The following is a 26,374-nucleotide window of genomic DNA, read 5'->3' as shown; positions in this document are numbered from 1 at the left end:
TTATGAGTTTGCCAATTGTAGCAATTGGTTTTCGAGATTAGTTTTTACGCTTTCAAAAGTATACTGACTTAAGTAGGGTTGCAAATTATTGTATTCTGATGAAAGTTGTTCCGTTGTTAGCGTATTCAAAATAACTTCTAAATCAGACGCATTTTTATAATATAAGTTATGCCAGTTCATTTTGGGATAGGATGTTGGAAACAATCCAATTTTACCGTTATGAATACAATCGGCTTCACTACCGCTTACTTTGGTTTTTCCGTACACCTCATCTACTAAATAAAAAGAGGTTTCGTTTTTAATCGGACACAACAGCAAATGTGCTTTTTGAATAACTCTGCTGTATTCTTCCCACGGAATAAACTGTTGGTAATGCGTGATTTCGATTTGAGCCGAACAATTTTGCTTTACATTTTCCAGCTGTTGCAAGACCGCATCGGATTCCGGTTTCCCTAAAAAAGTAAAATGCAGTTTTGATTTCGGATTGAGTTTTGGCAAGATCTCAAACAACATTTGGATGTCTTTACGTTTACCCGATACATTTCCAGGCATCACAATTTGAAGCACATCCGAAGATGCAAAAGGAAAGTCTTCACAGTAATTCAACTGAATGAGTTTCGTTTTTACGCCAAAAGCACTTCTACTGTTTACCCCATCGTAAAGGCTTTGCGACAAAACACCGAAAAGTTTCGCTTTTAAAATCCCCTTTCTGCGGGCGTTGATTTTCTCGGCAAAATAGAGTTTTAAAAAATAGGTCAGTCGCGCTCTTTCCGTCCAAATGTTCTTCCAGTGTACCGATTGAAAAAACAGACTGAAATTAAGATTATGCACAAGCACCAAACTTTTCTTTTCCTCGAAAATGGTTTGGTACTGTTCAAAATTCCTGTGAAAGGTATTAACCACCACCGCATCAAAACCAGCAAGTTCTTTTTCGATTGCTTTGGCATTGTTCACCAACATCATGGAATCGGCAGGTATGGCTGTGATTTTGCTATGGACTTTTGGACTTACAAAAAAGAAAAAATCCATCGATTGCATTTCCTTCAGCAACAAATACCATTGCTCCAGTAATGCGGAATGGGTTTCGAGTTCGATAAACGCTATTTTTTTCTTTTCCAAGTCGGCAATTTTTCGGGTTAGACAAAAATAACGATATTATGCACTACTTTTGTACAATCATGAAATATTACATCGTCATTCCGTCGCATAACGAAGAAAAGTTTATTGCCTTGACTCTGGAGTCGCTGGCAAAGCAAACTGTTTTACCGACTAAAGTAGTGGTGGTAAATGATAATTCTACGGACAGCACCGAGGAGATTGTGAAAAGTTTCTCTGAAAAATATCCGTGGATTACCTTGATTAACAAAACATCGGAAGCCATTCATTTACCCGGAAGCAAAGTCATTCAGGCATTCCAAAAAGGATTGGAAACATTAGACGACCAATACGACGTTCTTGTAAAAGCGGATGCCGATTTGATTTTTCCCGACAATTATTTTGAAACGATTATCCATCATTTTAAAAGTGATGAGCGCATTGGAATGGCGGGCGGATTTGCTTACATCGAGAAAAACGGCGATTGGATTTTAGAGAATTTAACCGACAAAGACCACATTCGCGGCGCCTTTAAAGCCTACCGAAAAACGTGTTTTGAACAGATTGGCGGATTGAAGCCAGCCATGGGTTGGGACACCGTAGACGAGTTGCTTTGCAAGTTCTACAACTGGAAAGTGGTAACCGACGAATCATTAAAAGTAAAACACTTAAAGCCTACAGGAGCTAATTACAACCAAGCGTCCCGCTACAAACAAGGAGAAGCATTCTATACGTTGGGTTATGGCTTTTTTATTACCGCCATAGCTTCTATAAAACTGGCAATGCGTAAAGGCAAACCACTTTTGTTTTTGGATTACTTAAAAGGCTTCTGGAAAGCAAAATCAGAAAACAAAACAATGTTGGTAACCCCAGAGCAGGCTAAGTTTGTGCGTAAGTACCGTTGGAAGAAGATGAAGGAGAAACTTTCTTAATTTTCAGTCTCAATCACAGTTTTCAATGTTTTACAAAACGGCTAAAAACGTCTTCTAAAAAAAACAGCAGAAAACAAAAACTCACAACACATACCACATAACTACTTCGTCAATTCAAAAAATAAAGCTTTATTTTTCTCGGGTCATAACTAATCCTTATTTTAGCGAATATTTTTATACGCATGATTCGATATTTATCCCAGATAGGAAAATACTTTTTGATGTTGAAGGAAGTCTTCAACAAACCCACCAAATGGTCGATGATGAAACAACTCATCATGAAAGAAGTTGATGATTTGGTAATTGGTTCCCTTGGAATTGTAGCCTTTATTTCGTTCTTCGTGGGTGGGGTTGTAGCTATTCAAACGGCTTTAAACTTAACCAATCCGCTTATTCCAAAATATTTAATTGGATTTGCAACCCGCCAATCGGTAATCTTGGAGTTTGCTCCTACGTTTATTTCGATTATCATGGCCGGAAAAGTGGGTTCGTTTATCACTTCAAGTATTGGTACCATGCGCGTAACAGAACAAATTGACGCTTTAGAAGTAATGGGTGTTAACTCGCTTAACTATTTGGTTTTTCCAAAAATCGTAGCCATGATGTTGTATCCATTTGTTATTGGCTTGAGTATGTTTTTAGGTATTCTTGGTGGTTGGATGGCCGGTGTATATGGTGGTTTTGCAACAAGTTCCGAATTTCAAACCGGTTTACAAGTGGAATTCATTCCGTTTCATGTAACTTATGCTTTTATTAAAACCGTTTGTTTTGCATTTTTATTGGCAACTATTCCTTCTTTTCACGGCTATTTCATGAAAGGTGGTGCCTTAGAAGTAGGTAAAGCCAGTACAACATCGTTCGTATGGACATCGGTAGCGATAATTTTAATGAATTATATTTTAACACAACTCCTGTTAAGCAAATAAGATGATTGAGGTAAAAAATGTAGAAAAATCGTTTGGAGAGCAAAAAGTTTTAAAAGGAATCACGACTACTTTTGAGACCGGGAAAACTAATTTAATTATCGGACAATCTGGTTCGGGTAAAACCGTTTTACTTAAGAGCTTACTAGGGATTCACAATATCGATATAGGAACCATTTCTTTTGATGGCAGAATTTATTCGGATATGTCTGATGATGAAAAAAGAAATCTGAGAACCGAAATCGGCATGGTATTCCAAGGAAGTGCGTTATTTGACTCAATGACTGTGGAAGAAAACATAGGATTTCCCCTAAAAATGTTCACTAACAAATCGGCTCGTGAAATTAAAGAGCGTGTAGATTTTGTTATTGATCGCGTTAAACTAATTAATGCGCACACCAAAAAGCCATCTGAAATTTCTGGAGGTATGCAAAAACGTGTGGCCATTGCGCGTGCGATTGTAAACAATCCGCGATATCTTTTTTGTGACGAACCCAACTCGGGATTAGATCCTAAAACGGCGGTGGTGATTGACAATCTGATTCAGGAAATTACTCAGGAATACAATATTACAACTGTGGTAAACACACACGACATGAACTCAGTAATGGAAATTGGCGAAAAGATTATTTTCTTGAAAGAAGGAATTCTCGCTTGGGAAGGTACCAAAAAAGAAATTTTTAAAACCGATAACGAAGCAATTGTAGACTTTGTATATTCCTCGGAATTATTCAAAAAAGTACGAAAAGCTCAGAATAGAGCAGATAAATTATAAAAAAAGGAGTCTTGAAGACTCCTTTTTTTTATTTCAATTCATTCGCCATTGCCGTTATTCTCTTAATCTCCTGCTCCTTCCCTTTCGGATAAATTAGCAACACATCGTCTTTATCGACAATGATAAAATCTTTTAACCCATCTACAACCACCAATTTTTTTCCTTCGGTGCGAATAATATTGTTGGATGAATTTTCCAATATAACAGTCGCATTTACCACAGCATTGTCTTGTTCGTCTTTTGGTAATTTATCGTACAACGAACCCCATGTTCCTAAATCATTCCAATCGAAAGTGGCCGGCAATACAAACACATTTTGTGCTTTTTCCAGAATAGCATAATCGACAGAAATGTTTTCGGCCTGAGGATAATGTTCTTTAATAAATGTAGCTTCATTAGTAGTATTTAAGCTGTCATATCCTTTTTCAAACAAAGAATACATTACCGGCTGAAACTCATTAAACGCTTTTAAAACGCTATTCACACTCCACACAAAAATTCCGGCGTTCCAAAGAAAATTTCGGCTTTGGATAAACTTTCTCGCGGTAGCATAATCCGGTTTTTCGCGGAATTGTTTTACTTTTTTAATTGGTCGTGAATCTAATTTATCAAATTCGATATAACCGTAACCTGTATTAGGGAAAGTGGGTAAAATTCCTAATGTCATTAAGTTCTCATCACGCTCACAAAAGTCGAATGCATGTTGCAAGTTCGCACAAAACTGTACTTCATCTTCAATCCAATGATCGCTGGGCGCCACTACCATTACGGCATTGGGATTTAGCTTTTGAATTTTCATGGAAGCATACAAGATACAAGGTGCGGTATTACGCATGGCAGGTTCCAACACAATTTGTTCCTGCTTCACCATTGGCAACTGCTCCAGAACAATATCATTGTATACCTCATTGGTTAGGATTAAAATATTTTCCTTCGGAATGAGTTGAGACAAGCGACTAAACGTTTTCTGAATTAAGGTTTCTCCAGTTCCCAACATATCGTGAAACTGCTTAGGAAATTCGGTTGTACTTACCGGCCAAAAACGAGAACCAACTCCTCCGGCCATGATGATGGCGTAATAATTTTTATTCATTTGTATCTGTTGCTAAGTAACCTAGTTACTGAGTTTGTTTTTAATTTGGTAATAACTCTACTTCGGCGTTGGGATTGAACAGATAAATTCTTCCGGAACTTACTTCTATACATTCATATCGCTTGGTTCGAAGTGCTATTTTTTTAAATATTTTTCCGTTATGAATTCGGAATACACTTCCGTACGGAATCTCAAAGATATAATTTTTATCACTAACCGGGTCGAATTGCTTCAAAGCCAATGATAATGTTGCGTCGGTATCGCTACTGGCTTTGGGATTCCTGAAATGTCTGGCCAACAATGGCAATAACTGATTGGGAAAAATTTCCGGTCGGATGAACGGCACCATTAATTTCTGAAAGGTAAGTTTCCATTCGTCGCCATGTGGTTTGATCATTCTTCCGTATTTCTCAAAAGCAACCAAATGAGCAATTTCATGGATAAGAGTAATTAGAAATCGGTATTTATTCAAACTGGCATTCACCGTAATTTGATGAAACCCATCGGGATGTCTTCGATAATCGCCATGACGGGTAATGCGTTCGTTGACAATCTTCAAATGCACGTTATTGGCTTTGATGAGTTCAAAACAATTAGGGACCGCGTGTTCGGGCAAATATTTCAGAAGGACATCACTCATTTGTTATGGTGTTGTAGATGACACTTGCAATACCTTTCCGTTATAATATTTATTGCCGGTTAAAGCAAAATTAAAAATATAATCGGCCATTTCTTTTGGTTTAATTGGTGCTTCATAACCAGGAAACGCTTCTTCCAACATTTCGGTTTGAACAGCGCCTAACGCTAACACATTGAAAGCGATGCCTCGTTCTTTGTATTCTTCCGCTAACAATTCCGACAAGGTTATCACAGCTCCTTTACTTGACGAATAGGCTGCCAATCCCGGGAATTTCATGCTGCCTTGAATACCGCCCATCGAACTGATTGTAACCACATGGCTGCCTTTTTGAAGATACGGCAAACAGATACGCGTTAAATTCGCTACACCAAAAACATTCACTTTATATACGTTTTCGAATTCTTCAGCAGAAATTTCACCGAAAGGTTTGTTTAAAAGTGAACCCGCATTATGAATAATGATATCGACTTTCTTCCAAGTGGATTCTATAAAATCAACAACTTGATTCAAATCTTCTTCCAAAGACAAATCTACCGAAAGACACGTAATGTTGGTATTCCCCAGTAATCCTTGAGGAATTTTACGCGAAACTGCCAAAACATGATGCCCGGCTGCGGCAAATTGCAATGCCAACTCATAACCTATTCCTCTCGAAGTTCCTGTGATGATGATATTCTTCATAAAACTAAAATACTAAAAATCCCGTTCTGAAGTTCAAAACGGGATTTAATTTATTAAGAACAACGGGCTTACGCCAACATTGTTACTGGATTTTCTAAATATTGACGTAACGTCTGTAAGAATTGTGCTCCTGTTGCACCATCTACAGTTCTGTGGTCGCAAGCCAGTGTAACTGTCATGGTATTACCCACTACAATTTGTCCGTTTCTTACCACTGGTTTTTCTTCAATCGCTCCAACAGATAAAATTGCTGAATTCGGTTGGTTGATAATTGACGTAAATGATTGGATTCCGAACATTCCTAAATTGGAAACCGTGAACGTACTTCCGTCCATTTCAGCTGGAGTCAGTTTTTTGTTTTTAGCTTTACCTGCCAAGTCTTTTACAGCAGCGCCAATTTGAGTCAAACTCATTTGGTCCGTAAAATTCAGTACCGGCACTACTAATCCGTCTTCTACTGCTACTGCCACACCAATATTCACATGGTGGTTGATGATCATTGCATCTTCTCTCCATTGTGAGTTTACTTGTGGGTGTTTTTTCAAAGCCATAGCACATGCTTTCACCACCATATCGTTGAACGATACTTTGGTATCGGGCACTGTATTGATAACCGCTCTCGATTTCATTGCCTCATCCATTGCCACTTCAATAGTCAAGTAGTAATGAGGCGCAGTGAATTTCGATTCTGCTAAACGACGTGCAATCGTTTTACGCATTTGCGAATTTTTGATTTCTTCTTGGAATTTCTCTCCAGCAGGAACAAATGGTTTTACTGATGAAGCAACACTTACAGGTGCCGATGCGGAAACTGTTTGTGTTGCTGCTTGCGGTGTAAAGCCTTCTACATCATTTTTTACGATTCTTCCGTTTTCTCCGGAACCTTTTACTTGCGACAAGTCAATTCCTTTGTCTTGCGCTATTTTTTTTGCCAACGGAGAAGCAAATACTCTTCCGCCTGAAGCTGTATTTTGTACTGGTGCTGCTGCTTCAACTTTTGCTTGAGCCACGGTTTCCGCCTTTGGTGCTTCAACAGTTGCTCCTGCTTTATAATTAGCCGCAATTCCGGAAACGTCTGTCCCTGCAGGGCCAATGATAGCCAAAATACTATCAACTGGAGCCGTTTGACCTTCATTTACCCCAATGTATAACAATGTTCCTGCGTTAAACGATTCGAATTCCATTGTTGCTTTGTCGGTTTCGATTTCAGCAAGAATATCACCTTCTTTTACTGTATCACCCACTTTTTTCAACCAAGTCGCTACAGTACCATCAGTCATCGTATCACTTAAACGTGGCATCGTTACAACTTTTACTCCTGCAGGAATTTCAACAGCTGCTGCTACTGGAGCTTCCGCTTTAACTTCAGCTGCTGGAGCGGTTTCTACTGCTGGAGCTGGCACACTTCCACCACTTAACAACGCAGAAATATCTTCTCCTGGTTTTCCTATGATTGCTAAAAGTGAATCAACCGGAGCCGATTCGCCTTCTTGAATTCCAATATGCAAAAGTGTTCCTGCATTAAAAGATTCGAATTCCATTGTTGCTTTATCAGTTTCGATTTCAGCAAGGATATCCCCTTCTTTTACTACGTCACCAACTTTTTTTAACCAAGTTGCCACAACGCCTTCGGTCATGGTGTCGCTCAAACGCGGCATGGTAATTACTACTGCCATAATCGATTATAATTTATGTGGTAAAAATGGATAGTTTTCTTGTTCGTACACTACATCATACAATTGTGCAATTTCCGGATACGGAGACTCTTCTGCGAATTTTTCACATTCATCTACCAAATCCTTCACACGTTGATCGATTGCTTCGATTTCAGCATCGGTAGCATAGTTGTTTTCTTTGATGATATCCAAAACCTGAGTGATTGGGTCTATTTTTCTATACTCATCCACTTCTTCTTTGGTTCTGTAATGCTGTGCATCCGACATTGAGTGCCCTCTGTAACGGTACGTTTTCATTTCTAAAAATGTTGGTCCGTCACCGCGACGCGCTCTATCAATAGCTTCATGCATTGCTTCTGCCACTTTAATTGGATTCATGGCATCTACAGGTCCGCATGGCATTTCGTACCCTAAACCTAATTTCCAGATATCGGTATGATTTGCTGTTCTTTCTACAGAAGTACCCATAGCATAACCATTGTTTTCCACAATAAATACAACTGGAAGTTTCCATAACATAGCCATATTAAATGCCTCATGCAAAGAACCTTGACGTGCTGCTCCATCTCCAAAATAAGTTAACGTAACACCACCAGTATTAAAATACTTATCTGCAAAAGCGATACCTGCACCAACTGGGATTTGCGCTCCAACAATTCCGTGACCACCGTAAAAACCGTGTTCTTTATCGAAAATATGCATCGATCCGCCCATACCTTTTGAAGTACCTGTAACTTTTCCTAACAATTCAGCCATTACACGCTTTGGGTCTGTTCCCATTCCGATAGGCTGAACGTGGTTACGGTATGCAGTAATCATTTTATCTTTAGATAAATCCATAGCATGTAGCGCTCCAGCCAAAACAGCCTCTTGGCCATTATATAAATGCAAGAACCCTCTAACTTTTTGTTGGATGTATAATGCAGCCAGTTTGTCTTCAAACTTTCTCCAGAACTGCATATCTTCGTACCATTTCAGGTAAACTTCTTTTGTAATTGGTTTCATTATTACGCTTTTAAGCTATTTTACACAATTTTGCGAACGGCAAAAATAACACTTCCCTTTAAGAAGTGAAAATTTAAACGCGTTAAATTACGTTGTTTATAAAAAGTTTTTGTCAAAAATTAATGGTAATAAATTTTTAAGTGAATCCGACTTATACACTTTACCAACAGCACCCATAAAATAAATTTCTATAGCACTATCTTGGCGAAATTCGTATTCAGCAATAGATTGACGACAAGCTCCACAAGGCGGAATTGGCTCTGAAACTTCTTTATCATCGCCAGTTGCCGAAATAGCCATCGTTACAATTTTTGCCTCGGGGTAAATAGCCCCAGCCTGAAATATTGCAACGCGCTCGGCGCATAGTCCCGAAGGATACGCTGCATTTTCCTGATTAGAACCAACAACCACTTTCCCATTATCTAACAAGATAGCCGCCCCAACACGAAATTTAGAATATGGCGCATAGGCTTTCTTTCGTATTTCGATTGCTTTAGACATTAAATCTTTCACTTCGCCATTCAATTCATCTTGTGAATCATAAACCGAAAATGTTGATGTTACAGTAATATTCTTCATTTAATCAAATTATTAGAGACAAAAAATCCAAATTCAAATGAATTTGGATATGTTTTCATGTTTTCTATTTATTACAAATCGTTGTATGAATCTCCGAAGTTAAACGTTAACGAGAATCGCAATGTGTTTTCCAACGGGTTTTTCACTTTAGAAGTAGAGAACAAATATGATACATCTACTTTAACTATGTTGTATTTAAATCCAGCTCCAATGGTTGCAAATTTTCTTGCTCCTTTTTGAACACTTTCATTAAAATATCCCGCACGGAAAGCAAAGGAATCCTGATACCAATACTCAGTTCCTAAAGCCCAAGTAAACTCTTTAAGTTCTTCACTAAATCCATCTGGTGCATCGCCAAACGATTTGAAAATTCCAGATACCCAACCTATATTTCTATAGGCTTGATTTGCTTCAGCATAAGCGGTATTAATTTCATTTGAATCGATAACACCATCATCATTTAAATCTTTTGGCACAACTTTTTGAGGCGTTGGAACCAAAAGCTTATTCACTTCCCCTAACACGGTTACTTTATTATACTCATCGAAAATAAAATCAAAACCTGCACCTAATTTCATATTTGAAGGCAAAAAGTTCGAACTTCTTTCTACATCACCATCGTATGAAATTTTAGGTCCTAAGTTTTGCAAATTAAAACCAGCACGCCATCTTCCGTTAAAGTCACTAAATGCTTTTTCTTCCGACTGATAAAACGCTGCAATATCTACGGCAAAAGAATTTGCTGCAGACGCATCTACATTATCTGTTGCGATTTTTAAGTTAGAACGGATAAAGCGACCTGCTACCCCCATTGAAAATTCTTCACTCAATTTCAAAGAATACGACAAATCTAAAGCGAACTCATTCGGACTAACTGTATTAAGTTCTTGACCTTGATTATCTGTTAAGGTAATATCCCCTAAACCAAAATAACGCAAACTCCCTGCAAAAGCACTTCGCTCATTAAAACGATCGTAAAAAGTAACCTGACTTAATGATATATCGTTTGCTATACTTGTTAAATACGGCGTATAACTTACTGAAAAGCCATACTTATAAGGTGAAAACGCGTATTTTGCTGGATTATATTGCTGTGAAAAAACATCGGCTGAACTCGCCACACCCATATCTCCCATTCCCGCTGCACGAGCATCTGCTGAAATTAACAAAAAGGGAACTCCTGTTGTAATCACCCTGTCTTGCGCTGTAACCATTTGACACACAGATAAAAACAGAGTTAATATGGCAATTTTTTTCATTTTTTATTTAAAAGTTAATTTGACAAATATACTATTTTCCTAAAGGATTACAAGTTTCTCGACTTTTTCAGCCGTTTTTCCTGTAGTTGATGATTTTACAGTTAATTTATACACATATACTCCTTTTCCAATTTTATCACCAAAATCATCACGCCCATCCCATTTAATACTTCTTGATAAAAAACCTTCGGTTGTAACCGACTGATTAATGGTTTTTACCAATTTACCGGCAATGGTTAGAATTTGAACTTGCACATCTAAAGGCTCATAAGGTTTGTTATGTGAAAACCAAAACTCGGTATAACTCACAAACGGGTTTGGATAGTTCAACACGTTTGACAATGAAATTTCGCCGTCATCTGCCACAATAAATTGAATTTCTGCAGAAGCAAAATTATTATACACATCCCAACATTTAAGGGTTAACGTATGCAGTCCTTTTGCTAAATTTCGGAATGGGAATCTAAGTTTCCCTTTGGTGTAATCGTTAGGTTCGGTCTCATAATAGTCATTTAGAATATACGGACTCGTTTCATTGCCATCTAAAATAGCAACAATATCATGACCGATCCCACTTGCAGTATTTATCCCATTTTCATCTTCCAAGAAAGCCAACAAATAAGGCGAAGCATTTGTAATTCCTCCAGACACAAACGTTTCATCATTCATATACAAACGAATTCTTGGGGGTTGGTTATCTGCCGTAGCATTGGTATTAATACCCCCTACTTTTATAGTCGCATCGTAACCTCTGTTATCATACAACGGACTCGTATTCATTGCATAAAAACTTATCCTTCCATCACCCACTGGGATTCTGATATCGCGAGGCACAACAAAACCAAATTCGAACATACCATTATTTACTGAAGCATTTCCTCTAAAAATTGTCTCCCCGAGCGTTTCAAAATTCATAATCCATAATTGAGACCCGTTCATGACACCATCGTTGCCCAGTGTGGTTCTACTCATGTTTTTATCAAAAATTTGAACCGCAAGACTACCATTATAATTAGACTGCAACACATCATTATCGTCTACAACTTCACCGGATAACTTAATATAACTTAAAGCCTTTAAGGTATCGGTTGGTTGCGAAATGGGCACATCGTTAATTTTAGTCAATCTTACTTTTGGCTTTGGAATTGCCAGCTTAAGTGCTGGATCACCAATATAAAATGCTACACGAATATCGCCAGAAGCCGTTTGATTTTTAGCTTGTGCAAAAGCATCGGCTATGGAAGGATAATCTTCGGAACCAAAAGCAAACAAGGTTGCCGCCAATTTATCATTCAAGGTTTTTCCTGTAGACTGACCAATTTCTCTAGTAGTTGCCACCATAGAAACCGCTCCACCTGCTCTATTCCAATACATAAATTCGCCACCGCTTTGACGTTGAGGATTGTCAAAACGTGTAAACTCACAAGTTATGGTAATAAACAACGGGTAACGGTATCGGTTGGTTAAATTTTGCGCATCTAATTTTTCAAATATTCGTTCTTGAGCCAGTCCTTCTTCGCCACCATGACCAAAATAATTAACCACCAAAGCACCTTGACCAAATTCATTCAAAATATCTTCATTCACTTTTGGGTATCGATTCCCTCCGGCAGAAGTAACTTGTACATACGAATCGGAGTGAATTTTTTTAACATTGATAAAAGGCTTTTGTTGATGAATCACATTAGCCAAATTATCCAAATCTTGCTCTAAAGAAGCATCGGAAATCCTATCAACATCATCAGATATAAACAAACAATTATTTCTCCAGCGACCATACGATTGAACATCATGATACTCTATTACCTTATTAACCATCGCTTCTGCTTGAGAAACGCTACTAACCAACATTCTTCCTACAGCAACATCTATCTTTTCATTACTATTTGTTAACCCTTCCGTATCGTCCATCAACCCATAAAAATCATCCGTCATATACGAAATATGTTCCGAAAAATTATAGGTAAAACTTGTTCCAGGACTATTTTGCCCTAATAAACGATACAAAGCATGAAAAACAGGAACTATGTTTGTATTGTTGGAAATTCTGTTTTTATAATCGTAAGAGGCGTCTCCAAAAAGATTGACATATTTTATCCTATTTACGATTCTTGGATCATCATTTCTATAAATATAGTAAACCAGATTTCGAATCGCACCCACATCCTGTTTACCAGACGAAAACTCTTGATAAATTTTTGGCAATTCCACAACTTTAACTTTAAGTCCTGAATTGTTTCTATGAAAATTAGCCAACCGCTCCGCTTGATTCTTTAAAAAAGTTGGCGTAACAATTAAATAATCAACATCTTGAAAATTACCTTGATCGTCTGTAAAAATTGTTCCTTTAATATCTTGATTAGCAATTTTAGCATTTGAATCTGCTGACGGAAAATAAACATCGGCTAAATCTAGCGCAACATATTTTCTCGCTTCGCCCAAATTTGTTTTAAACGAATACGAAGCTTGTCCTGCATTTTCATATTTAGTGACATTATTAATATCTGTAATATCCCAAACTTGAGAAATATTACCAGAATTTGAGAACTGGTATTGTCCAACCCCAATATTACTTCCGGCTAACTTATTACTAAATTGAAATTGTTTGCCATAACCTTGCAAATTACACGACGCAACCAATGCTATGTAATCTAAATATCCGTTTGACGAAGGAACACCTCCATTATCATATTCCATTTGAATTGAAACACTAGGCGATGAAGCAGAAAAATCTGCCACCAACATATTTTCATCGGCAACAACATCCAAACTTGTAGACAATGTTAAAAAAGGAATTGTCCCTAATGCTGTCCCATTTGCTTTAACCTTAAAGGAACTAGCACCATAAGAAGCCGAAACTGCATTTAAACGCAAAGAAACCGGTGTTGAAGAATTTATATTTGGAAAATTAAACGTAAATGTTTGAATATTGTCGATATTAAAATTGTCCCCAACCCATTTACGACTCAATTTACCAACATTGTTTTTATCAACTTCATAATATTGATAATTTTCAAAAGTCGAGAAAACAAAATCAGGATTAGTTGTAGGCTCAACATTTAAAGGAATACGCTTTCCATTTCCTCCAACAACAGTAACATAATAATAGGACTTGGAATCAAACAAATTAACACTGGTTAAACTTTCATTATTCCAGACATCCACACCTTCAGCATAAAAGAGGATATAATCATTACTATCAAAACTTCCATCATCCTCTCCAATAACTTGAATTGCGTTTTCTTCTAAATCCTTTGGATAATAAGTACTATTTAATAATGGAATCATCCTACCACCATTTCCATAAATTTTTATACGACGAGGATCTACATTGGTATTCATACCCAATTGCTGTAAAAAACTTTTGGTAATTTTATATACTCCAGATTTTTCAACATAAAATTTATACCAATCTCCAGTTGCCAAAACAGAATTAGAAACCACAAAAGAACTTCTATTAGTTAATCTCGAAGATGAATTGGAATACGAATAAGAAAAACTTTTAACTCGTTTAACAACATTGCCTTCTTTAAAAATTGGAAAAAAAGACAACGTGGCATAATATTCGTTTCGCGCAATAGAATTTAGAAATTCCGCTTGAATGGAATTTGGCAAATTAACATACGAAATATCTTTAAGAGCATCTTTAGCTACAACTTCGGTAACAAGATTTTCAATTATCAATGATTTCTCATTAATAGCTACTGAAGTTTTGATTAATTTACGAAACGAAATTACTTTGCTAGCAGAATTAAAATTGAAATTTTCATCTTGGAATTTAGGAAGCGTATATTGAATAGTATCAACAAAATAAGCAGTAGGCTCATTCCAGTTTAGCACTATTTGTTCTTTTTGCTGAGAAAAGCCTAAAAAAGCATTTATAAAAAGTAAAAATAAAATAATTTTCTTCATCGTTAATAAAACGTAATAATTGAAAAGTTATTACAAATAGAAAAAATATTTTTGGTATTAACTAATTTAGCACAATATAAGTGCTTGAACTGCGTTATAGCCTTGAAGTTTTAACACAATTTTATATTTTTTTTTAATTTTGAAAAAAAGTTGTTGCAGTTTAATGGTTAATTACTATATTGCGGCACTAAATTTATTACCTACTGAAAGTATGAAAATTAGAAGAATCATGACTTTACAGATGATGGCAGCGTTGGCTCTAGCCATATCTTTTACTAGCTGTAGTAAAAAAGGGTCGTCAAAAGGTGGCTCACAAGCTACAGGTTGGAAAATCAACGACAAAAAAGGTGGTTTCCAATACAACGACAAGTACAAAAAACAAGAAACCCCACCAGGAATGGTTGCTGTTGAAGGTGGAACTTTCACAATGGGTAAAGTGGAAGATGACGTAATGCACGATTGGAATAACACTCCAAATCAGCAGCACGTACAGTCATTCTATATGGATGAAACTGAAGTAACCAATATGATGTACGCAGAGTACTTATTCTGGTTGAAAAAAGTTTTCCCTCCGGATGACGAAAACTACAAAAACATTTACACAGGTGCTTTACCAGATACTTTGGTATGGAGAAATCGTTTGGGTTATAACGAAACGATGACTAACAACTACCTAAGACATCCAGCTTACGGACAATATCCTGTAGTTGGTGTGAACTGGATTCAAGCTGTTGAATTCTCTAAATGGAGAACAGACCGTGTTAATGAGGCTATCTTAGAGCGTGAGCAATATTTGAAAAAAGATGCTAAAATCAACGATGTTGATGCTCAAAACACATTTAGCACTGAAGCATATTTAGCTAGCCCATCTACTTCATTTGGTGGAAACGAAGAAATCGTCTTCAGAGGTAAAAAAGGTGCAAAAGGTAAAAATGCAAAACCACAAACTACAAAAGATGGTAAAACTATCGAACCTAAAAACGTTTTCGCACAACGTTCTTCAGGTATCATTTTACCAGAATATCGTTTACCAACTGAAGCTGAGTGGGAATATGCTGCAACTGCTTTAAACGGTATCCGTGAATACAATATCTATAGAGGTAAGAAAAAATATCCTTGGAAAGGACAATACACTCGTTCTGGAAAAAGAAAATTAAGAGGTGACCAATTGGCTAACTTCAAACAAGGAAAAGGAGATTACGGCGGTATTGCTGGATGGTCTGATGACGGTGCAGATATCACTAACAAAGTAAAATCTTATCCACCAAACGATTTTGGTTTATATGATATGTCAGGTAACGTTGCAGAATGGGTACAAGACGTATACAGACCAATGGTAGATGACGAAGCGAATGACTTCAACTACTTCCGTGGAAACGTTTATACTAAAAACAAAATTGGTGAAGACGGAAAAGTGGAAATGGTAACATCTGAAAGCATCAAATACGACACTTTGAGTAATGGTAAAATCATGGCAAGAAATTTCCCTGGTCAAATCGCTCAAGTTCCAGTTGATGAAAATGAAACGTATTTACGTTACAACTTCTCTACTTCTGACAACAGAAACTATAGAGATGGTGATAAACAATCAACGCGTTACTTTAAATTCGCTAGCTCTGAAGAAGAAGAAGGTGGTGAAGCAAAAGAAAACGATGCTAAAAGAATGTACGATTCTCCAAAACACCAAATATCTGTTGACAGTTTAGGTGTAATGAAGAGACAATATGACAAGTCTTCAAAAAGAACAACTTTAGTTAACGACGATTCAAGAGTTTACAAAGGAGGTTCATGGAGAGACAGAGCATACTGGTTAGATCCTGCGTCAAGAAGATACTACCCACAAGATATGGCAACAGACTATATTGGTTTCCGTTGCGCAATGTCTAAAGTAGGACCTAAAGACAACAAGAAAAAACCAAGAGGTTAATAAAATAAATTTTCATACTATTCCATAAAAGCCCTATTTTAGGGCTTTTATTTTTATACCTATTCAATATGAAAGTTGAAGAATTATACGAGCATTTTTTACTCTGTAAAACAGTAACAACAGACACTCGAAAAATCACCCCAAATTCTATATTCTTTGCCTTAAAAGGAGAGAACTTCGACGCTAATGAATTTGCACAAGAAGCTCTAAACAAGGGAGCAGCTTTTGCTATTATTGACAATAAAAAATTTCTAACCGACAACGAAAAATTAATTCTGGTTCCTGATACCCTAAAAATGTTACAGGATTTAGCCAATTATCACCGTCGTGCTTTAGGATTACCCATTATTGCTCTAACAGGAAGTAACGGAAAAACCACAACGAAAGAACTCATAAACTGTGTACTTCAAAAAAAATACAAAACAATAGCTACTGTTGGCAACCTAAACAATCACATTGGAGTTCCTTTAACACTCTTATCATTGGAAGAAGACACCGATATTGGTATTGTTGAAATGGGCGCAAACCATCAAAAAGAAATTGAATTTTTATGTAAAATAGCCGAACCTGATTTTGGCTATATCACCAATTTTGGGAAAGCACACCTAGAAGGCTTTGGTGGAGTTGAGGGTGTTATCAGAGGAAAAAGTGAACTATATGATTATTTAAGAGAAAACCACAAGACTGTTTTTGTTAATCTTGATGACACCATTCAAAAGGAGAAATCAGCTGGAATAATCAAATACACTTTTTCACAAAACGAAAAGGCTGATGTAATAATCTCATCCGTAACAGCAAACCCGATGGTTAAAGTTGTTTTCAACGAACAAACTATCAACTCACATCTAATTGGAATATATAACGCGAACAATATTAATGCGGCTATAACTATTGGTTGTTATTTCAACATACCTTCTTCTGAGATAAAAGAGGCAATTGAAAATTATATTCCGAGTAACAATCGGTCTCAATTACTCGAAAAAAATAGCAATAAAATTATTCTGGATGCTTATAATGCAAATCCAAGTAGTATGCATGCCGCCATTACAAATTTTATTCAGCTTGACGGAACAACCAAAACTGCTATTTTAGGCGACATGTTTGAATTAGGAGAAGAAAGTCTTTTAGAACACAAAAAAATAGTTGATTTATGTTGTAACAATACTACCATTAAGACTTATTTTGTTGGGAAAGATTTTTTTGCAAACAGATCAGAATCTAGTCATCTGTATTTTTATGACACTTTTGAAAGTTTAAAAGCGGCTATAGAAAAAACAAACCCTACCAATAGCACAATACTCATAAAAGGCTCAAGAGGAATGGCTCTTGAACGAATTTTAGATATATTATAAATCCAAACCGCTACATGCGGTTTTTTTTATTTTAAAAAAATTTAATCTTTTTTGTAACAAAACACTAAGACATGCATCCAAAGAGAAATTAATATAAAAAACGACTACCATGAAAAAAATGATCTTCTCTTTATTTGTAATCTTCACAACCTTACATGTATTTGCTCAACAAAACCACCCTTCTTTTGAAGTAAAAGTGATTGGAAAAGGAAAACCGGCACTTCTTATCCCTGGATATTCATGCAGTAGTGAGGTATGGAATGAAACTGTTGAACATCTTAAGAATGATTATCAACTTCATGTTTTAACACTTGCTGGCTTTGGTGGTGCAAAACCAATACAAAACGATGAAATTCTCAAAACAGTTCGCGATGAAATCATTCAATACGTAAAAGACAACAATTTGAAAAAACCGATTGTAATCGGACATAGCTTGGGAGCCTTTATGACCTTATGGCTACACAGCACTGAACCCAATATGTTTGGAAAAAGTATCTGTGTAGATGGACTTCCGTTTGTTTCGGCAGTTGGAAAGCCTGAAGCAAAAGCTGAAGAACTAAAAACACAACCACAATACAACAAAGAAGCGGTTATTACCAACTTTAAAGCAATTCCTGAAGACGGATATATTAAAAACATGACACAAGCTATGCTAATGCAAGTAAACGATACAGTCCGTGCAAAACAAATTGCCACATGGAGCTACAAAAGCGACAGAGCAACTTTAGGAAGCACAATAGTTGAAATGGCCACTACCGATTTAAGAAACGATATTGCAAACATTAAAGCACCTATCTTAGTAATGGCAAGTAAGTGGGGTACAAAAGAGGCTAGCGAAAAAGAATACAATCTTCAATACACTAATTTAAAAAACAAGACAATTAAAGTGGCTGACTCTAAACATTTCATCATGTATGATCAACCTGCATGGTTTTACAATGAAATTGACACTTTTTTAAACGCCAATTAAAAACAGAAAACGTGACACAAGAACAACAAGGAGATAAGCAGTTTAAAGCGCTTTACGATAGTTACTCCCAAAAAATTCATCGAATGTGTATGGGATATACTGGAGACACGATGCTTGCAGATGACTTACTACAAGAGATTTTTATTAAGATTTGGACTAATCTATCCAAGTTTCGAAACGAATCGCAAATAAGCACTTGGATTTACCGTATCGCCATGAATACCTGCTTACAACATATTCGATCGGATAAAACCAAAAACAATGTAGGCCTTGATAAAAGTGTAATCAAAATAGATGATGAAACAAATGAAAAAGAACAACAAATACAACTTTTATACACATGCATCAGCGAACTTAATGAAACAGACCGATTAATCATCACACTATTACTCGAAGAAGTTTCCTATTCTGAAATCGCAGAAGTTACTTCGATATCTGAAGGAAATCTAAGAGTCAAAGTCCATAGAATCAAACAACAATTAAGCACTTTATATGCAAAATATGAAAGAATTTGAAAATCTTCAAGACATTTGGAAGCAACAAAAAAGTACTTCCTTACCAGATGCAAAAACAATATTAGAGAAAGGAAAAAAAGAAAAGCAAATTTTCATTAGAAAAATTTTATTTCAAATAAGCACGCTTTTAGCTTCAATGGCAGTTGTAACCTGGGTAGTAACTTCTGTAAATTTTAAAATGGCTACCACTTATATCGGCATAGGTTTGATGTTTTTGTGTCTGTTTGGCTTCTCGGCAATTCGCTTATACCAAGTCTTAACTCTTAATAAAATTGATTTAACCCAGTCACCAACAAAAACATTAGCACAACTGGAAAGATTTTACACCTTTCAAAAGTTTGTTGGGACAAAAATTACACTAGCCTACTTTATTCTTCTAAATATTGCTTTTGGCTTGTATTTTATAGAAGTAATGCAACCTATGAGTACAACTGCAAAAACAATTAGCTTAAGCCTGTATATCGCTTGGATGCTATTTGCCTATTTTTATTTGGGGAAAAAGCAGAAAGAAAAAGAATATAATCGAACAAAGCAGATTATTGATTCGATAAAAGAAATGGAAAGCAATTTCCATCAATAAAAAAAGCACTCATTAAGAGTGCTTTTTTGTGGGCGATGAGGGCCCCTCCACTTATTAAATACTACACTAAATATCAGTACTTTAACTGCGTATTAAAAATTACACATACCTAAAAGCATGCCTTTTTATCATTTTTACCCCAATAAAGACTTAAATATTTCCTTCTTGATTTTGGATTTTGAAATAATAAAAAACAAACTTCCTATTACTCCTACCTCAACAATTAGAATATTATTGCCTTGTGCATATTCAGATAATTTCCTTCTATGACTTGAAGATTCATATTTGAATTTAATAATTACTGCAACTAGAATATCATAACTGAAAATTAGTTCAGTTTCATCTGTAGAAAAATTCAGAATATTATTAAACTCATTTCCTATGTATCTGTAACTATCATATCTCTCCAACCTATCTGGTAAAATCTCCAAATCAAATTCCCAATTCTCATACTCCATTCCTATTTTGAAGGGTATGTCTGGATATTTCATTTTATTTGATTTAAAATAAAAACCACCTTACTTTAGGTGGCTTATATTATTAGTAAAGTATGTCATTCTTTATACATACATGAAACTTCAACTATTTTCCAACCTACTGTATTAGGAACTACATTTGTAAATGGGTCATAATCATTAAAAGTAGAACTCTTAAGAACATCACCATTACTATCATAAGTTACCATATCTAAAAGCTTGTATTGATTACCATAACAATTAACAATAACCTTATTCATTGAATGCACATTAGAATACTTTTTGTCATTTACAATTTGGTCTTTCTTATAAACAATTTTTAACCAACACTCAATGTAAGTATTATTTACATCTCCTTGTATTGATCTTCTTACTGTATTTTTTATTAAGTAGTATGTACTTTCTGCTGTTGAACCAATTTTAACTTCATTCTCTTGTGCAATTAGACAAGTGGTTGATAAAAATGCAATTAATAAAAGTAGTTTTTTCATAAAATTAAATTCTTAAGTTGATTTTATATAAATCTTCTGAAACCTTCTAAAAGAGTCAAATGACTTATCTTCTATTTTTAATATAAATACCTTGTATGGTTCAGAAGTTTCCTTGACACTAATGATAGCTTCCAAGTTGTCTTTAAGAAAAAGAGACTGATATTTACTCCTCCATTCCAACAAAGCAATCCCATATTTATTTATATGTCTATACTCTTCTAAAGCTACTTTATAAAGTTTTAAAGTTTCTTCTAAGCATAATAGTTTATAGTATGTCTCAATGAATATACAGTCTTGCTCTCTTATTGGACAAACACATGGGAATATAAATGTGTTTTTATCATTTAACCATTTACTCCATTTTCTGCATTTAGATTCACTAATTAAAAACTTGAAATAATCCTCATGCTTAACCAACCAAGACCTAACACATTTAATATCTAAGGACTTAGATTTCAACTCTAAATCATTTATTAAGAACTCAACCATGAATTAACCTTACCTTTTTATCAAATAAACTAAGCCTACAACCATAACAATTCCAATTACATATGGATACTTAATAATGAAAGGGAGTATAACAAAAAACAATGCTACTGCACCCCAAACAGATGCAAATGAAAATGAGCTTTCTTTAACATCTTTTTTTTCTACTAACTGTTTTGGAACTTCCAAATTAAGATGTGGTACTAATTTTGGAACTTCATAAATAATATCATGGAGTTCTTTAATAACTTTCTCAATTTTTATATGCTTTAAATAGTCATAAACCCTGTCAGCATAAAGGTTCTGTTCATTTTTTTTTCTATACTCAACTTGTTCACATATGAAATTCATTTTCTCTATATAATTATCCTTCTCAGATAATTCATAATCCTCCCAATTCGTATAAAGTTGGTGATATAGCATTTCATAATTTGTTACATCTACATCAGAAATTTTTAAAATTTCAACCATAGCCATATACTCATCTTGAATATAAGAACAGTGAACAGCAACACAATTCTCATCTTGATTAGAATATAATTCCATAAAATAATTCATGTAGTCCTCAAACAATGGATTTTTCCCTAACCTATTTATTAATGTTTGTTTCATTTCACCAACTACATCAATAGCCATATGGTGATAAGGACTATTTCTATCCAATTGCCTGAATACTTCTCTTCTTGACATCAATTTTCAAAAATAAATTTCACAAAACTCCTGCTTTTAATTACCATTCTAAATTTTAAATAGTTGCCATATATGGCATTAATATACACAAATATAACCAGTTGATTTGACTTGCCAAATATGTCAACATGGAAAAATCAGAATTACTAAAAACTGTAGGGAAAAGAATTCAGGATATACGAGTTAGTAAAGGTTTATCCCAAGTTGATTTAGTTGGGAAAATAGAAGGTAATATTGACACAACTAATATTTCAAGAATTGAATCAGGCAGAACTAATCCAACAGTATTTACACTTTACAGAATTGCTGAAGCTTTAGAAGTACCCCTTACTGAATTAGTTGTAACAGAGACATTGAAAAAATAAAATTTAGCTATATTATATATATGGTTTGTTAGACCAAAGGCTAGAGAAATTCCTTCTAGCTCCATTAATATGTCACCTGTGAGCTTACAAAGAATTTCAATTTTATACAAACCTTACAACTTGGCATATTATACATATGATGTAATTACCAATTTGTAAGGTCTAAAGTACTCCTGAATCACTGAAACTATAGTAACTCTCCTTCGTAATGATTAAATGATCTAAAAGTGTTAGATCAAGTACTTCACAAGCATTCTTTAATTTCTTTGTAATTACTTTATCCTGTTCACTTGGATTTAAATTACCACTTGGATGATTATGTATTAACACTATACTAGTAGCATTACATTTTAAAGCTACAGCTAGAATAATTCTATTATCCACAATGCTCCCACTTATACCCCCTTTAGACATTTCATATATCCCAATAACTATATTAGCTCTATTCAGTAAAATTACCTTTACCTCCTCTTGAAGTTCAATAATATCTAAATTCCATTGCCTAATAATAAGCTCAAATAAGATTTGGCTATTTGTTACTTTAATCCTGTCAGGATTATGATTTGTGTACGAAACTTTAATTTCTGATACTTCCATAAACTTAGAAAAATAAAAATACGTCCAAAAATTGTGAGCATATATTATATACAAACAAAAAATGGACGTACTAAAATTACATTACTTGCTGTTCCAACTGAATTTCATTTCGAGATAATTGCAATTCATCCCCAAATAGTTTCTGAATAGCTTTATCCTCTTTAGAAATAGCTCCTTCCTCTGGAGTATATTGATAATTATGACTCAAAGTGAATATTTCCCCAGTTTCTCTATTAGTGTACTCGTAAGGTTCACAATCTACTTTAACAATACTTCCAGGCATTTCAGTTCCAACTAAGGCTTTACAAGTTACTTCATCAAATGTAGATGACACATAAGCCTTTTTAGCTGTAGCATAATACTTTTGAGTACTTTGGCTTAATACCATTTCAATACCTCCTTGAACTTCTAAAACAAAGAAATCTTTCTCCTCTGTTTGTCTTTTTAAATAGTTTACAATTCTTACCATTTTGTTTGATTTTTGAGTTGACAAAACCTAAAAGAAAAGTTAAAATCTATAAAGCCAAGAGAAAATGCTGGTTCAATTGCATCAAACAGATTTGATTTTCAAAAAAATTGGGCAATTTGCAAATTAATTGAACTAGCCAAAAACAATGAGGACTTTATAATTGCTTTCGAGTTTCATGAAGACATCATAGTTTTTGATTCTTCAACTGATCCAAATCTTGTAGATTTTTACCAAATAAAAACAAAAGACAAAGGTAATTACACAATTACCCAGTTATTGAATCTAAAAAAAGACAAAGAAGGCAATGGAAATTCTATTTTAGGAAAATTATTTCAAAATAAAATAAACTTCTTTGATGAAACCAAAACATTGAATCTTGTTTCAAATACAAACTTTAGTTTTCAAAAATTAAAAGAAAAGGAATTTGTTTGCTGTAATGAATTAACAGAAAAAGAAATAGCTAAAATTTCAAATTCAATTGAAAGTGAACTTAAAATAAAATGGGACAAAAATTATGTTGACAGTCTTTTTTTTAATTCAACTGAATTAACCATTCAACACCATAATGAAATAACTAAGAATAAGCTGAATATTTTTATTGAGAACAAATTCACATCAGATATTAAGTACAATCCTTCATTAGCTTATAGAACAATTTTTGATGAGATAAACAGAAGAAACAATAATGAAAAATCTCCAGAATCATTTGAGGAATTAATAAAACACAAAGCTGTTACTAAAAATGATTTTGAAAACATGCTACAAATAGTTGTTACTGCACCCAATAAATTGGAAGAACTTAAGAAGACAATTTTTAATGCTCTGGACAGTTCAAACATTAAAATTACTGAAAGAAAACAGCTATCATCTGCTTGGGAAGACATCAAGATTGAATCTTTAAAAATAAACAACACATTCTTTAATCAATGTAGAAATATTATCAAAAAAAATATACATGAGAACATTGACAACTTAGATAAAAACATATTGGATTCAGTTGAGCTAATTCTAAATATTATACAAAAAAATGACACTATAAAAACCCAAAAGATTTACTCCAATAGTTTTTTGAAATTATTAATTCTAATAGAAATATATAATGAATAAAGGCAGCTTCAAATTATTGATTAGAAATTTAAGAACTAACAAGTATGAAAAGATTAGTTTTCGAGGAAATTCAAATATTATCACAGAGAGAGAAAAAGGCAATAAAAATAAAATTCAACCCAAAGAGGACAATAATAAAGGGGAGTAATCAAATAGGAAAGTCAAGTTTAATTAAAAGCATTTACTACACTCTTGGGGCAAACCCAGCAGTTATAAATGAAAATTGGACTAGTTCTGAACCAATTACATACTTGAAATTTAGAATCAATGAAGAAAAATATTCTGTATTAAGATATGATAAAAAAAGATTCATTGTTATTGACAAAAACAATGAATTGTCAACTCATTCATTCAAAACTCTTTCATTGTTTTTGAATAACCTTTTTGACTTTAATTTTATCATTAACAACAGAAGTGGTGCTCCTGAAGTCCCACCTCCTACATACTTATTTTTACCTTTTTATATTGATCAAGATAAGAGTTGGAATGCAAATTGGAATTCTTTTGCAAATTTATCGCAATATAACAATTGGAAAAAACCTCTATTAGATTATCATTCAGGTATAAAAGGTAATAACTATTATAAAGCTAAATCAGAATTTGATGTTGTAAAAATTGAGATTGAAAACACTAAAAATGAAATTGACACTTTAATTAAAATACTAAGAAGTATTAATAACAAATTAAACAGTGAAGATTTAAATATTAATCTTGATGACTTTAGTCAGGAAATTTCTGAACTGCTTGCAGAATGTGAAAAACTAAAGACAGAACAAAATAAGTTAAAACATAAATTAACAGAATTATATAATCAAAAATCTATAATTGTCTCAAGGATAAGCATTGTTGAAACCTCTATCAACGAATCAAAAAAAGATTATAAATATGCATTGAATTACATTGAGGACAATATTGATTGTCCAATGTGTGGTACACATTTCGAAAACAATTTTAGCGAGAGATTTTCAATAGCTGAAGATGAAGAAAATTTTGAAGAATTATTAAGTGACCTAAAGTCAGAATTATTAAAAATTGATGACGAAATCAAATCATATGATAAATCATTTATAGAAAAAAAACTTGATTTTGAAAAAATTCAAGAAATTTTAAATCAAAAGAAATCTGAAATTAAGTTGGCAGATATTATTGAAAACGAAGGAAAAAAAAGAGTTAAAGAAATTTTTCTAAATGAAAAAAATGATATTTATAAAAAAATTGGGGAAGCCAAAATTAGGCATGATGCTCTTGAAATTGAATTAAAAAGAATAAATAAAGAAGGGGAAGACAAAAAACAAACAATAATGAATTTTTATAGGTCAGAATTAAAATCTAGCCTGAAAAAATTAAACATTGACACTGAAAAAATTTCTAAAAGTATTTTTGAAAAAATGGACTCTGTTATTAAAGAACAAGGCAGTAGTCTGCCTAGAGCTTTACTAGCATATTATTTTACATTTTTACAAGTAATGAACAAATACTCAACAGCAACTTTTTGCCCTATAATTATTGATTCTCCCAACCAACAAGAACAGGATATTGATAATTTAAAATCAATACTAAATTTTATTGATAAAAATCAGCCTAACCAATCTCAGCTAATTTTAAGTTTAGTAGATGATATTGACACTACTTTTGATGAAGATGAAACAATAACATTAAAAAATGACAAATATTCATTACTTAAAAAAGAATATTATGATGAAGTTTTCATGGAAATTTCACCTATAATTAATCAGGGAATTTACAATGATGAACTCCCTTTTTAAAAATTAAAACTTA

Annotated in this window: 26 protein-coding genes; 11 read left to right on the top strand and 15 right to left on the bottom strand. The window is 34.1% G+C overall.

Annotated elements, in window-relative coordinates:
• Nucleotides 1–1,119, bottom strand: coding sequence for a glycosyltransferase family protein (locus ACZ1JT_RS08420; protein ID WP_465093392.1), 1,119 nt, complete (start codon nucleotides 1,117–1,119; stop codon nucleotides 1–3).
• Between the two features lie 59 nt (nucleotides 1,120–1,178).
• Here ACZ1JT_RS08420 and ACZ1JT_RS08415 point away from each other — a divergent pair, with 59 nt between their 5' ends.
• The 3 genes from ACZ1JT_RS08415 (at nucleotide 1,179) to ACZ1JT_RS08405 (ending at nucleotide 3,725) form a co-directional block, all read left to right on the top strand.
• Complete coding sequence (locus ACZ1JT_RS08415) at nucleotides 1,179–2,027, top strand: glycosyltransferase family 2 protein (RefSeq protein WP_465093391.1); 849 nt, start codon at nucleotides 1,179–1,181, stop codon at nucleotides 2,025–2,027.
• Nucleotides 2,028–2,209: 182 nt separating this feature from the next.
• A complete protein-coding gene (locus tag ACZ1JT_RS08410; protein WP_465093390.1) occupies nucleotides 2,210–2,953 on the top strand; it encodes an MlaE family ABC transporter permease in 744 nt (247 codons plus the stop codon).
• Nucleotide 2,954: 1 nt separating this feature from the next.
• Nucleotides 2,955–3,725: an ABC transporter ATP-binding protein gene (locus ACZ1JT_RS08405; RefSeq protein WP_465093389.1), complete on the top strand. Its 771-nt coding sequence runs from the start codon at nucleotides 2,955–2,957 to the stop codon at nucleotides 3,723–3,725.
• Between the two features lie 28 nt (nucleotides 3,726–3,753).
• Here the strand turns inward: ACZ1JT_RS08405 and ACZ1JT_RS08400 are convergent, their stop codons facing one another.
• The 8 genes from ACZ1JT_RS08400 to porU all read right to left on the bottom strand — a co-directional run bounded on the left by ACZ1JT_RS08400 (nucleotide 3,754) and on the right by porU (nucleotide 14,570).
• On the bottom strand, nucleotides 3,754–4,818 hold the full coding sequence (locus ACZ1JT_RS08400; RefSeq protein WP_465093388.1) for a mannose-1-phosphate guanylyltransferase: 1,065 nt from the start codon (nucleotides 4,816–4,818) through the stop codon (nucleotides 3,754–3,756).
• A gap of 40 nt (nucleotides 4,819–4,858) precedes the next feature.
• Nucleotides 4,859–5,458 (bottom strand): SprT-like domain-containing protein, encoded by a 600-nt coding sequence (locus tag ACZ1JT_RS08395; RefSeq protein WP_465093387.1) that lies wholly within the window; start codon nucleotides 5,456–5,458, stop codon nucleotides 4,859–4,861.
• A gap of 3 nt (nucleotides 5,459–5,461) precedes the next feature.
• The gene (locus ACZ1JT_RS08390) at nucleotides 5,462–6,139 is read right to left on the bottom strand and encodes an SDR family NAD(P)-dependent oxidoreductase (protein ID WP_465093386.1); all 678 of its coding nucleotides are present in this window, start codon (nucleotides 6,137–6,139) and stop codon (nucleotides 5,462–5,464) included.
• Between the two features lie 68 nt (nucleotides 6,140–6,207).
• Nucleotides 6,208–7,815 (bottom strand): 2-oxo acid dehydrogenase subunit E2, encoded by a 1,608-nt coding sequence (locus ACZ1JT_RS08385; RefSeq protein WP_465093385.1) that lies wholly within the window; start codon nucleotides 7,813–7,815, stop codon nucleotides 6,208–6,210.
• Nucleotides 7,816–7,821: 6 nt separating this feature from the next.
• Nucleotides 7,822–8,820, bottom strand: a complete 999-nt coding sequence (gene pdhA / locus ACZ1JT_RS08380) for a pyruvate dehydrogenase (acetyl-transferring) E1 component subunit alpha (protein WP_465093384.1) — start codon at nucleotides 8,818–8,820, stop codon at nucleotides 7,822–7,824.
• A gap of 96 nt (nucleotides 8,821–8,916) precedes the next feature.
• Nucleotides 8,917–9,399 carry a cytidine deaminase gene (cdd, locus tag ACZ1JT_RS08375; protein WP_465093383.1) on the bottom strand — a complete coding sequence of 161 codons (483 nt, stop codon included), beginning with the start codon at nucleotides 9,397–9,399 and terminating at the stop codon, nucleotides 8,917–8,919.
• A gap of 71 nt (nucleotides 9,400–9,470) precedes the next feature.
• A complete protein-coding gene (porV, locus tag ACZ1JT_RS08370) occupies nucleotides 9,471–10,658 on the bottom strand; it encodes a type IX secretion system outer membrane channel protein PorV (protein ID WP_465093382.1) in 1,188 nt (395 codons plus the stop codon).
• Nucleotides 10,659–10,697: 39 nt separating this feature from the next.
• Nucleotides 10,698–14,570: a type IX secretion system sortase PorU gene (gene porU, locus ACZ1JT_RS08365; RefSeq protein WP_465093381.1), complete on the bottom strand. Its 3,873-nt coding sequence runs from the start codon at nucleotides 14,568–14,570 to the stop codon at nucleotides 10,698–10,700.
• A 211-nt stretch (nucleotides 14,571–14,781) separates the two neighbouring features.
• On the opposite strand from porU, the gene gldJ reads away from it, so the two are divergent.
• The 5 genes from gldJ (at nucleotide 14,782) to ACZ1JT_RS08340 (ending at nucleotide 19,914) form a co-directional block, all read left to right on the top strand.
• Nucleotides 14,782–16,497, top strand: coding sequence for a gliding motility lipoprotein GldJ (gene gldJ, locus ACZ1JT_RS08360; RefSeq protein ID WP_465093380.1), 1,716 nt, complete (start codon nucleotides 14,782–14,784; stop codon nucleotides 16,495–16,497).
• A 68-nt stretch (nucleotides 16,498–16,565) separates the two neighbouring features.
• On the top strand, nucleotides 16,566–17,849 hold the full coding sequence (locus ACZ1JT_RS08355; RefSeq protein ID WP_465093379.1) for a UDP-N-acetylmuramoyl-tripeptide--D-alanyl-D-alanine ligase: 1,284 nt from the start codon (nucleotides 16,566–16,568) through the stop codon (nucleotides 17,847–17,849).
• Between the two features lie 109 nt (nucleotides 17,850–17,958).
• Complete coding sequence (locus tag ACZ1JT_RS08350; protein WP_465093378.1) at nucleotides 17,959–18,819, top strand: alpha/beta fold hydrolase; 861 nt, start codon at nucleotides 17,959–17,961, stop codon at nucleotides 18,817–18,819.
• An 11-nt stretch (nucleotides 18,820–18,830) separates the two neighbouring features.
• Nucleotides 18,831–19,334, top strand: a complete 504-nt coding sequence (locus ACZ1JT_RS08345; protein WP_465093377.1) for an RNA polymerase sigma factor — start codon at nucleotides 18,831–18,833, stop codon at nucleotides 19,332–19,334.
• On the top strand, nucleotides 19,321–19,914 hold the full coding sequence (locus ACZ1JT_RS08340) for a hypothetical protein (protein ID WP_465093376.1): 594 nt from the start codon (nucleotides 19,321–19,323) through the stop codon (nucleotides 19,912–19,914). The genes ACZ1JT_RS08345 and ACZ1JT_RS08340 overlap by 14 nt, the downstream gene beginning before the upstream one ends.
• Before the next feature lie 134 nt (nucleotides 19,915–20,048).
• Here the strand turns inward: ACZ1JT_RS08340 and ACZ1JT_RS08335 are convergent, their stop codons facing one another.
• The 4 genes from ACZ1JT_RS08335 to ACZ1JT_RS08320 all read right to left on the bottom strand — a co-directional run bounded on the left by ACZ1JT_RS08335 (nucleotide 20,049) and on the right by ACZ1JT_RS08320 (nucleotide 22,057).
• Entirely contained in the window at nucleotides 20,049–20,405 is a 357-nt protein-coding gene (locus ACZ1JT_RS08335; protein ID WP_465093375.1) for a hypothetical protein, read from the bottom strand.
• 62 nt (nucleotides 20,406–20,467) lie between these two features.
• A complete protein-coding gene (locus tag ACZ1JT_RS08330) occupies nucleotides 20,468–20,881 on the bottom strand; it encodes a surface-adhesin E family protein (RefSeq protein WP_465093374.1) in 414 nt (137 codons plus the stop codon).
• 12 nt (nucleotides 20,882–20,893) lie between these two features.
• On the bottom strand, nucleotides 20,894–21,370 hold the full coding sequence (locus ACZ1JT_RS08325) for a hypothetical protein (RefSeq protein ID WP_465093373.1): 477 nt from the start codon (nucleotides 21,368–21,370) through the stop codon (nucleotides 20,894–20,896).
• A 9-nt stretch (nucleotides 21,371–21,379) separates the two neighbouring features.
• A complete protein-coding gene (locus tag ACZ1JT_RS08320) occupies nucleotides 21,380–22,057 on the bottom strand; it encodes a hypothetical protein (RefSeq protein WP_465093372.1) in 678 nt (225 codons plus the stop codon).
• Between the two features lie 128 nt (nucleotides 22,058–22,185).
• Between ACZ1JT_RS08320 and ACZ1JT_RS08315 the strand changes: the two genes are divergently transcribed.
• Nucleotides 22,186–22,422 carry a helix-turn-helix domain-containing protein gene (locus tag ACZ1JT_RS08315; protein WP_465093371.1) on the top strand — a complete coding sequence of 79 codons (237 nt, stop codon included), beginning with the start codon at nucleotides 22,186–22,188 and terminating at the stop codon, nucleotides 22,420–22,422.
• A 162-nt stretch (nucleotides 22,423–22,584) separates the two neighbouring features.
• Here the strand turns inward: ACZ1JT_RS08315 and ACZ1JT_RS08310 are convergent, their stop codons facing one another.
• Nucleotides 22,585–23,019: a JAB domain-containing protein gene (locus tag ACZ1JT_RS08310; protein WP_465093370.1), complete on the bottom strand. Its 435-nt coding sequence runs from the start codon at nucleotides 23,017–23,019 to the stop codon at nucleotides 22,585–22,587.
• Nucleotides 23,020–23,095: 76 nt separating this feature from the next.
• Entirely contained in the window at nucleotides 23,096–23,488 is a 393-nt protein-coding gene (locus ACZ1JT_RS08305; RefSeq protein ID WP_465093369.1) for a hypothetical protein, read from the bottom strand.
• A 48-nt stretch (nucleotides 23,489–23,536) separates the two neighbouring features.
• Here ACZ1JT_RS08305 and ACZ1JT_RS08300 point away from each other — a divergent pair, with 48 nt between their 5' ends.
• Both ACZ1JT_RS08300 and ACZ1JT_RS08295 read left to right on the top strand, forming a co-directional pair.
• Nucleotides 23,537–24,595 carry a dsDNA nuclease domain-containing protein gene (locus tag ACZ1JT_RS08300; protein ID WP_465095284.1) on the top strand — a complete coding sequence of 353 codons (1,059 nt, stop codon included), beginning with the start codon at nucleotides 23,537–23,539 and terminating at the stop codon, nucleotides 24,593–24,595.
• Nucleotides 24,596–24,639: 44 nt separating this feature from the next.
• A complete protein-coding gene (locus ACZ1JT_RS08295) occupies nucleotides 24,640–26,361 on the top strand; it encodes a hypothetical protein (RefSeq protein ID WP_465093368.1) in 1,722 nt (573 codons plus the stop codon).
• The last annotated feature ends 13 nt before the right edge of the window (nucleotides 26,362–26,374 follow it).

It is taken from the genome of Flavobacterium sp. IC2-16, from assembly GCF_055521455.1.
This window is presented reverse-complemented; position numbering and strand designations above follow the sequence as displayed.

Bases quoted from the DNA above. Each gene is read 5' to 3' on its own strand.
- ACZ1JT_RS08415 (WP_465093391.1), top strand. From the start codon at position 1,179: ATGAAATATTACATCGTCATTCCGTCGCATAACGAAGAAAAGTTTATT.
- ACZ1JT_RS08335 (WP_465093375.1), bottom strand. From the start codon at position 20,405: ATGAAATATCCAGACATACCCTTCAAAATAGGAATGGAGTATGAGAAT.
- ACZ1JT_RS08405 (WP_465093389.1), top strand. From the start codon at position 2,955: ATGATTGAGGTAAAAAATGTAGAAAAATCGTTTGGAGAGCAAAAAGTT.
- ACZ1JT_RS08325 (WP_465093373.1), bottom strand. From the start codon at position 21,370: ATGGTTGAGTTCTTAATAAATGATTTAGAGTTGAAATCTAAGTCCTTA.
- ACZ1JT_RS08410 (WP_465093390.1), top strand. From the start codon at position 2,210: ATGATTCGATATTTATCCCAGATAGGAAAATACTTTTTGATGTTGAAG.
- ACZ1JT_RS08320 (WP_465093372.1), bottom strand. From the start codon at position 22,057: ATGTCAAGAAGAGAAGTATTCAGGCAATTGGATAGAAATAGTCCTTAT.
- pdhA (WP_465093384.1), bottom strand. From the start codon at position 8,820: ATGAAACCAATTACAAAAGAAGTTTACCTGAAATGGTACGAAGATATG.
- porU (WP_465093381.1), bottom strand. From the start codon at position 14,570: ATGAAGAAAATTATTTTATTTTTACTTTTTATAAATGCTTTTTTAGGC.
- ACZ1JT_RS08340 (WP_465093376.1), top strand. From the start codon at position 19,321: ATGAAAGAATTTGAAAATCTTCAAGACATTTGGAAGCAACAAAAAAGT.
- ACZ1JT_RS08330 (WP_465093374.1), bottom strand. From the start codon at position 20,881: ATGAAAAAACTACTTTTATTAATTGCATTTTTATCAACCACTTGTCTA.
- ACZ1JT_RS08310 (WP_465093370.1), bottom strand. From the start codon at position 23,019: ATGGAAGTATCAGAAATTAAAGTTTCGTACACAAATCATAATCCTGAC.
- ACZ1JT_RS08315 (WP_465093371.1), top strand. From the start codon at position 22,186: ATGGAAAAATCAGAATTACTAAAAACTGTAGGGAAAAGAATTCAGGAT.
- ACZ1JT_RS08355 (WP_465093379.1), top strand. From the start codon at position 16,566: ATGAAAGTTGAAGAATTATACGAGCATTTTTTACTCTGTAAAACAGTA.
- ACZ1JT_RS08400 (WP_465093388.1), bottom strand. From the start codon at position 4,818: ATGAATAAAAATTATTACGCCATCATCATGGCCGGAGGAGTTGGTTCT.
- ACZ1JT_RS08305 (WP_465093369.1), bottom strand. From the start codon at position 23,488: ATGGTAAGAATTGTAAACTATTTAAAAAGACAAACAGAGGAGAAAGAT.
- gldJ (WP_465093380.1), top strand. From the start codon at position 14,782: ATGAAAATTAGAAGAATCATGACTTTACAGATGATGGCAGCGTTGGCT.
- ACZ1JT_RS08395 (WP_465093387.1), bottom strand. From the start codon at position 5,458: ATGAGTGATGTCCTTCTGAAATATTTGCCCGAACACGCGGTCCCTAAT.
- ACZ1JT_RS08295 (WP_465093368.1), top strand. From the start codon at position 24,640: ATGAAAAGATTAGTTTTCGAGGAAATTCAAATATTATCACAGAGAGAG.
- porV (WP_465093382.1), bottom strand. From the start codon at position 10,658: ATGAAAAAAATTGCCATATTAACTCTGTTTTTATCTGTGTGTCAAATG.
- ACZ1JT_RS08350 (WP_465093378.1), top strand. From the start codon at position 17,959: ATGAAAAAAATGATCTTCTCTTTATTTGTAATCTTCACAACCTTACAT.
- ACZ1JT_RS08390 (WP_465093386.1), bottom strand. From the start codon at position 6,139: ATGAAGAATATCATCATCACAGGAACTTCGAGAGGAATAGGTTATGAG.
- ACZ1JT_RS08385 (WP_465093385.1), bottom strand. From the start codon at position 7,815: ATGGCAGTAGTAATTACCATGCCGCGTTTGAGCGACACCATGACCGAA.
- cdd (WP_465093383.1), bottom strand. From the start codon at position 9,399: ATGAAGAATATTACTGTAACATCAACATTTTCGGTTTATGATTCACAA.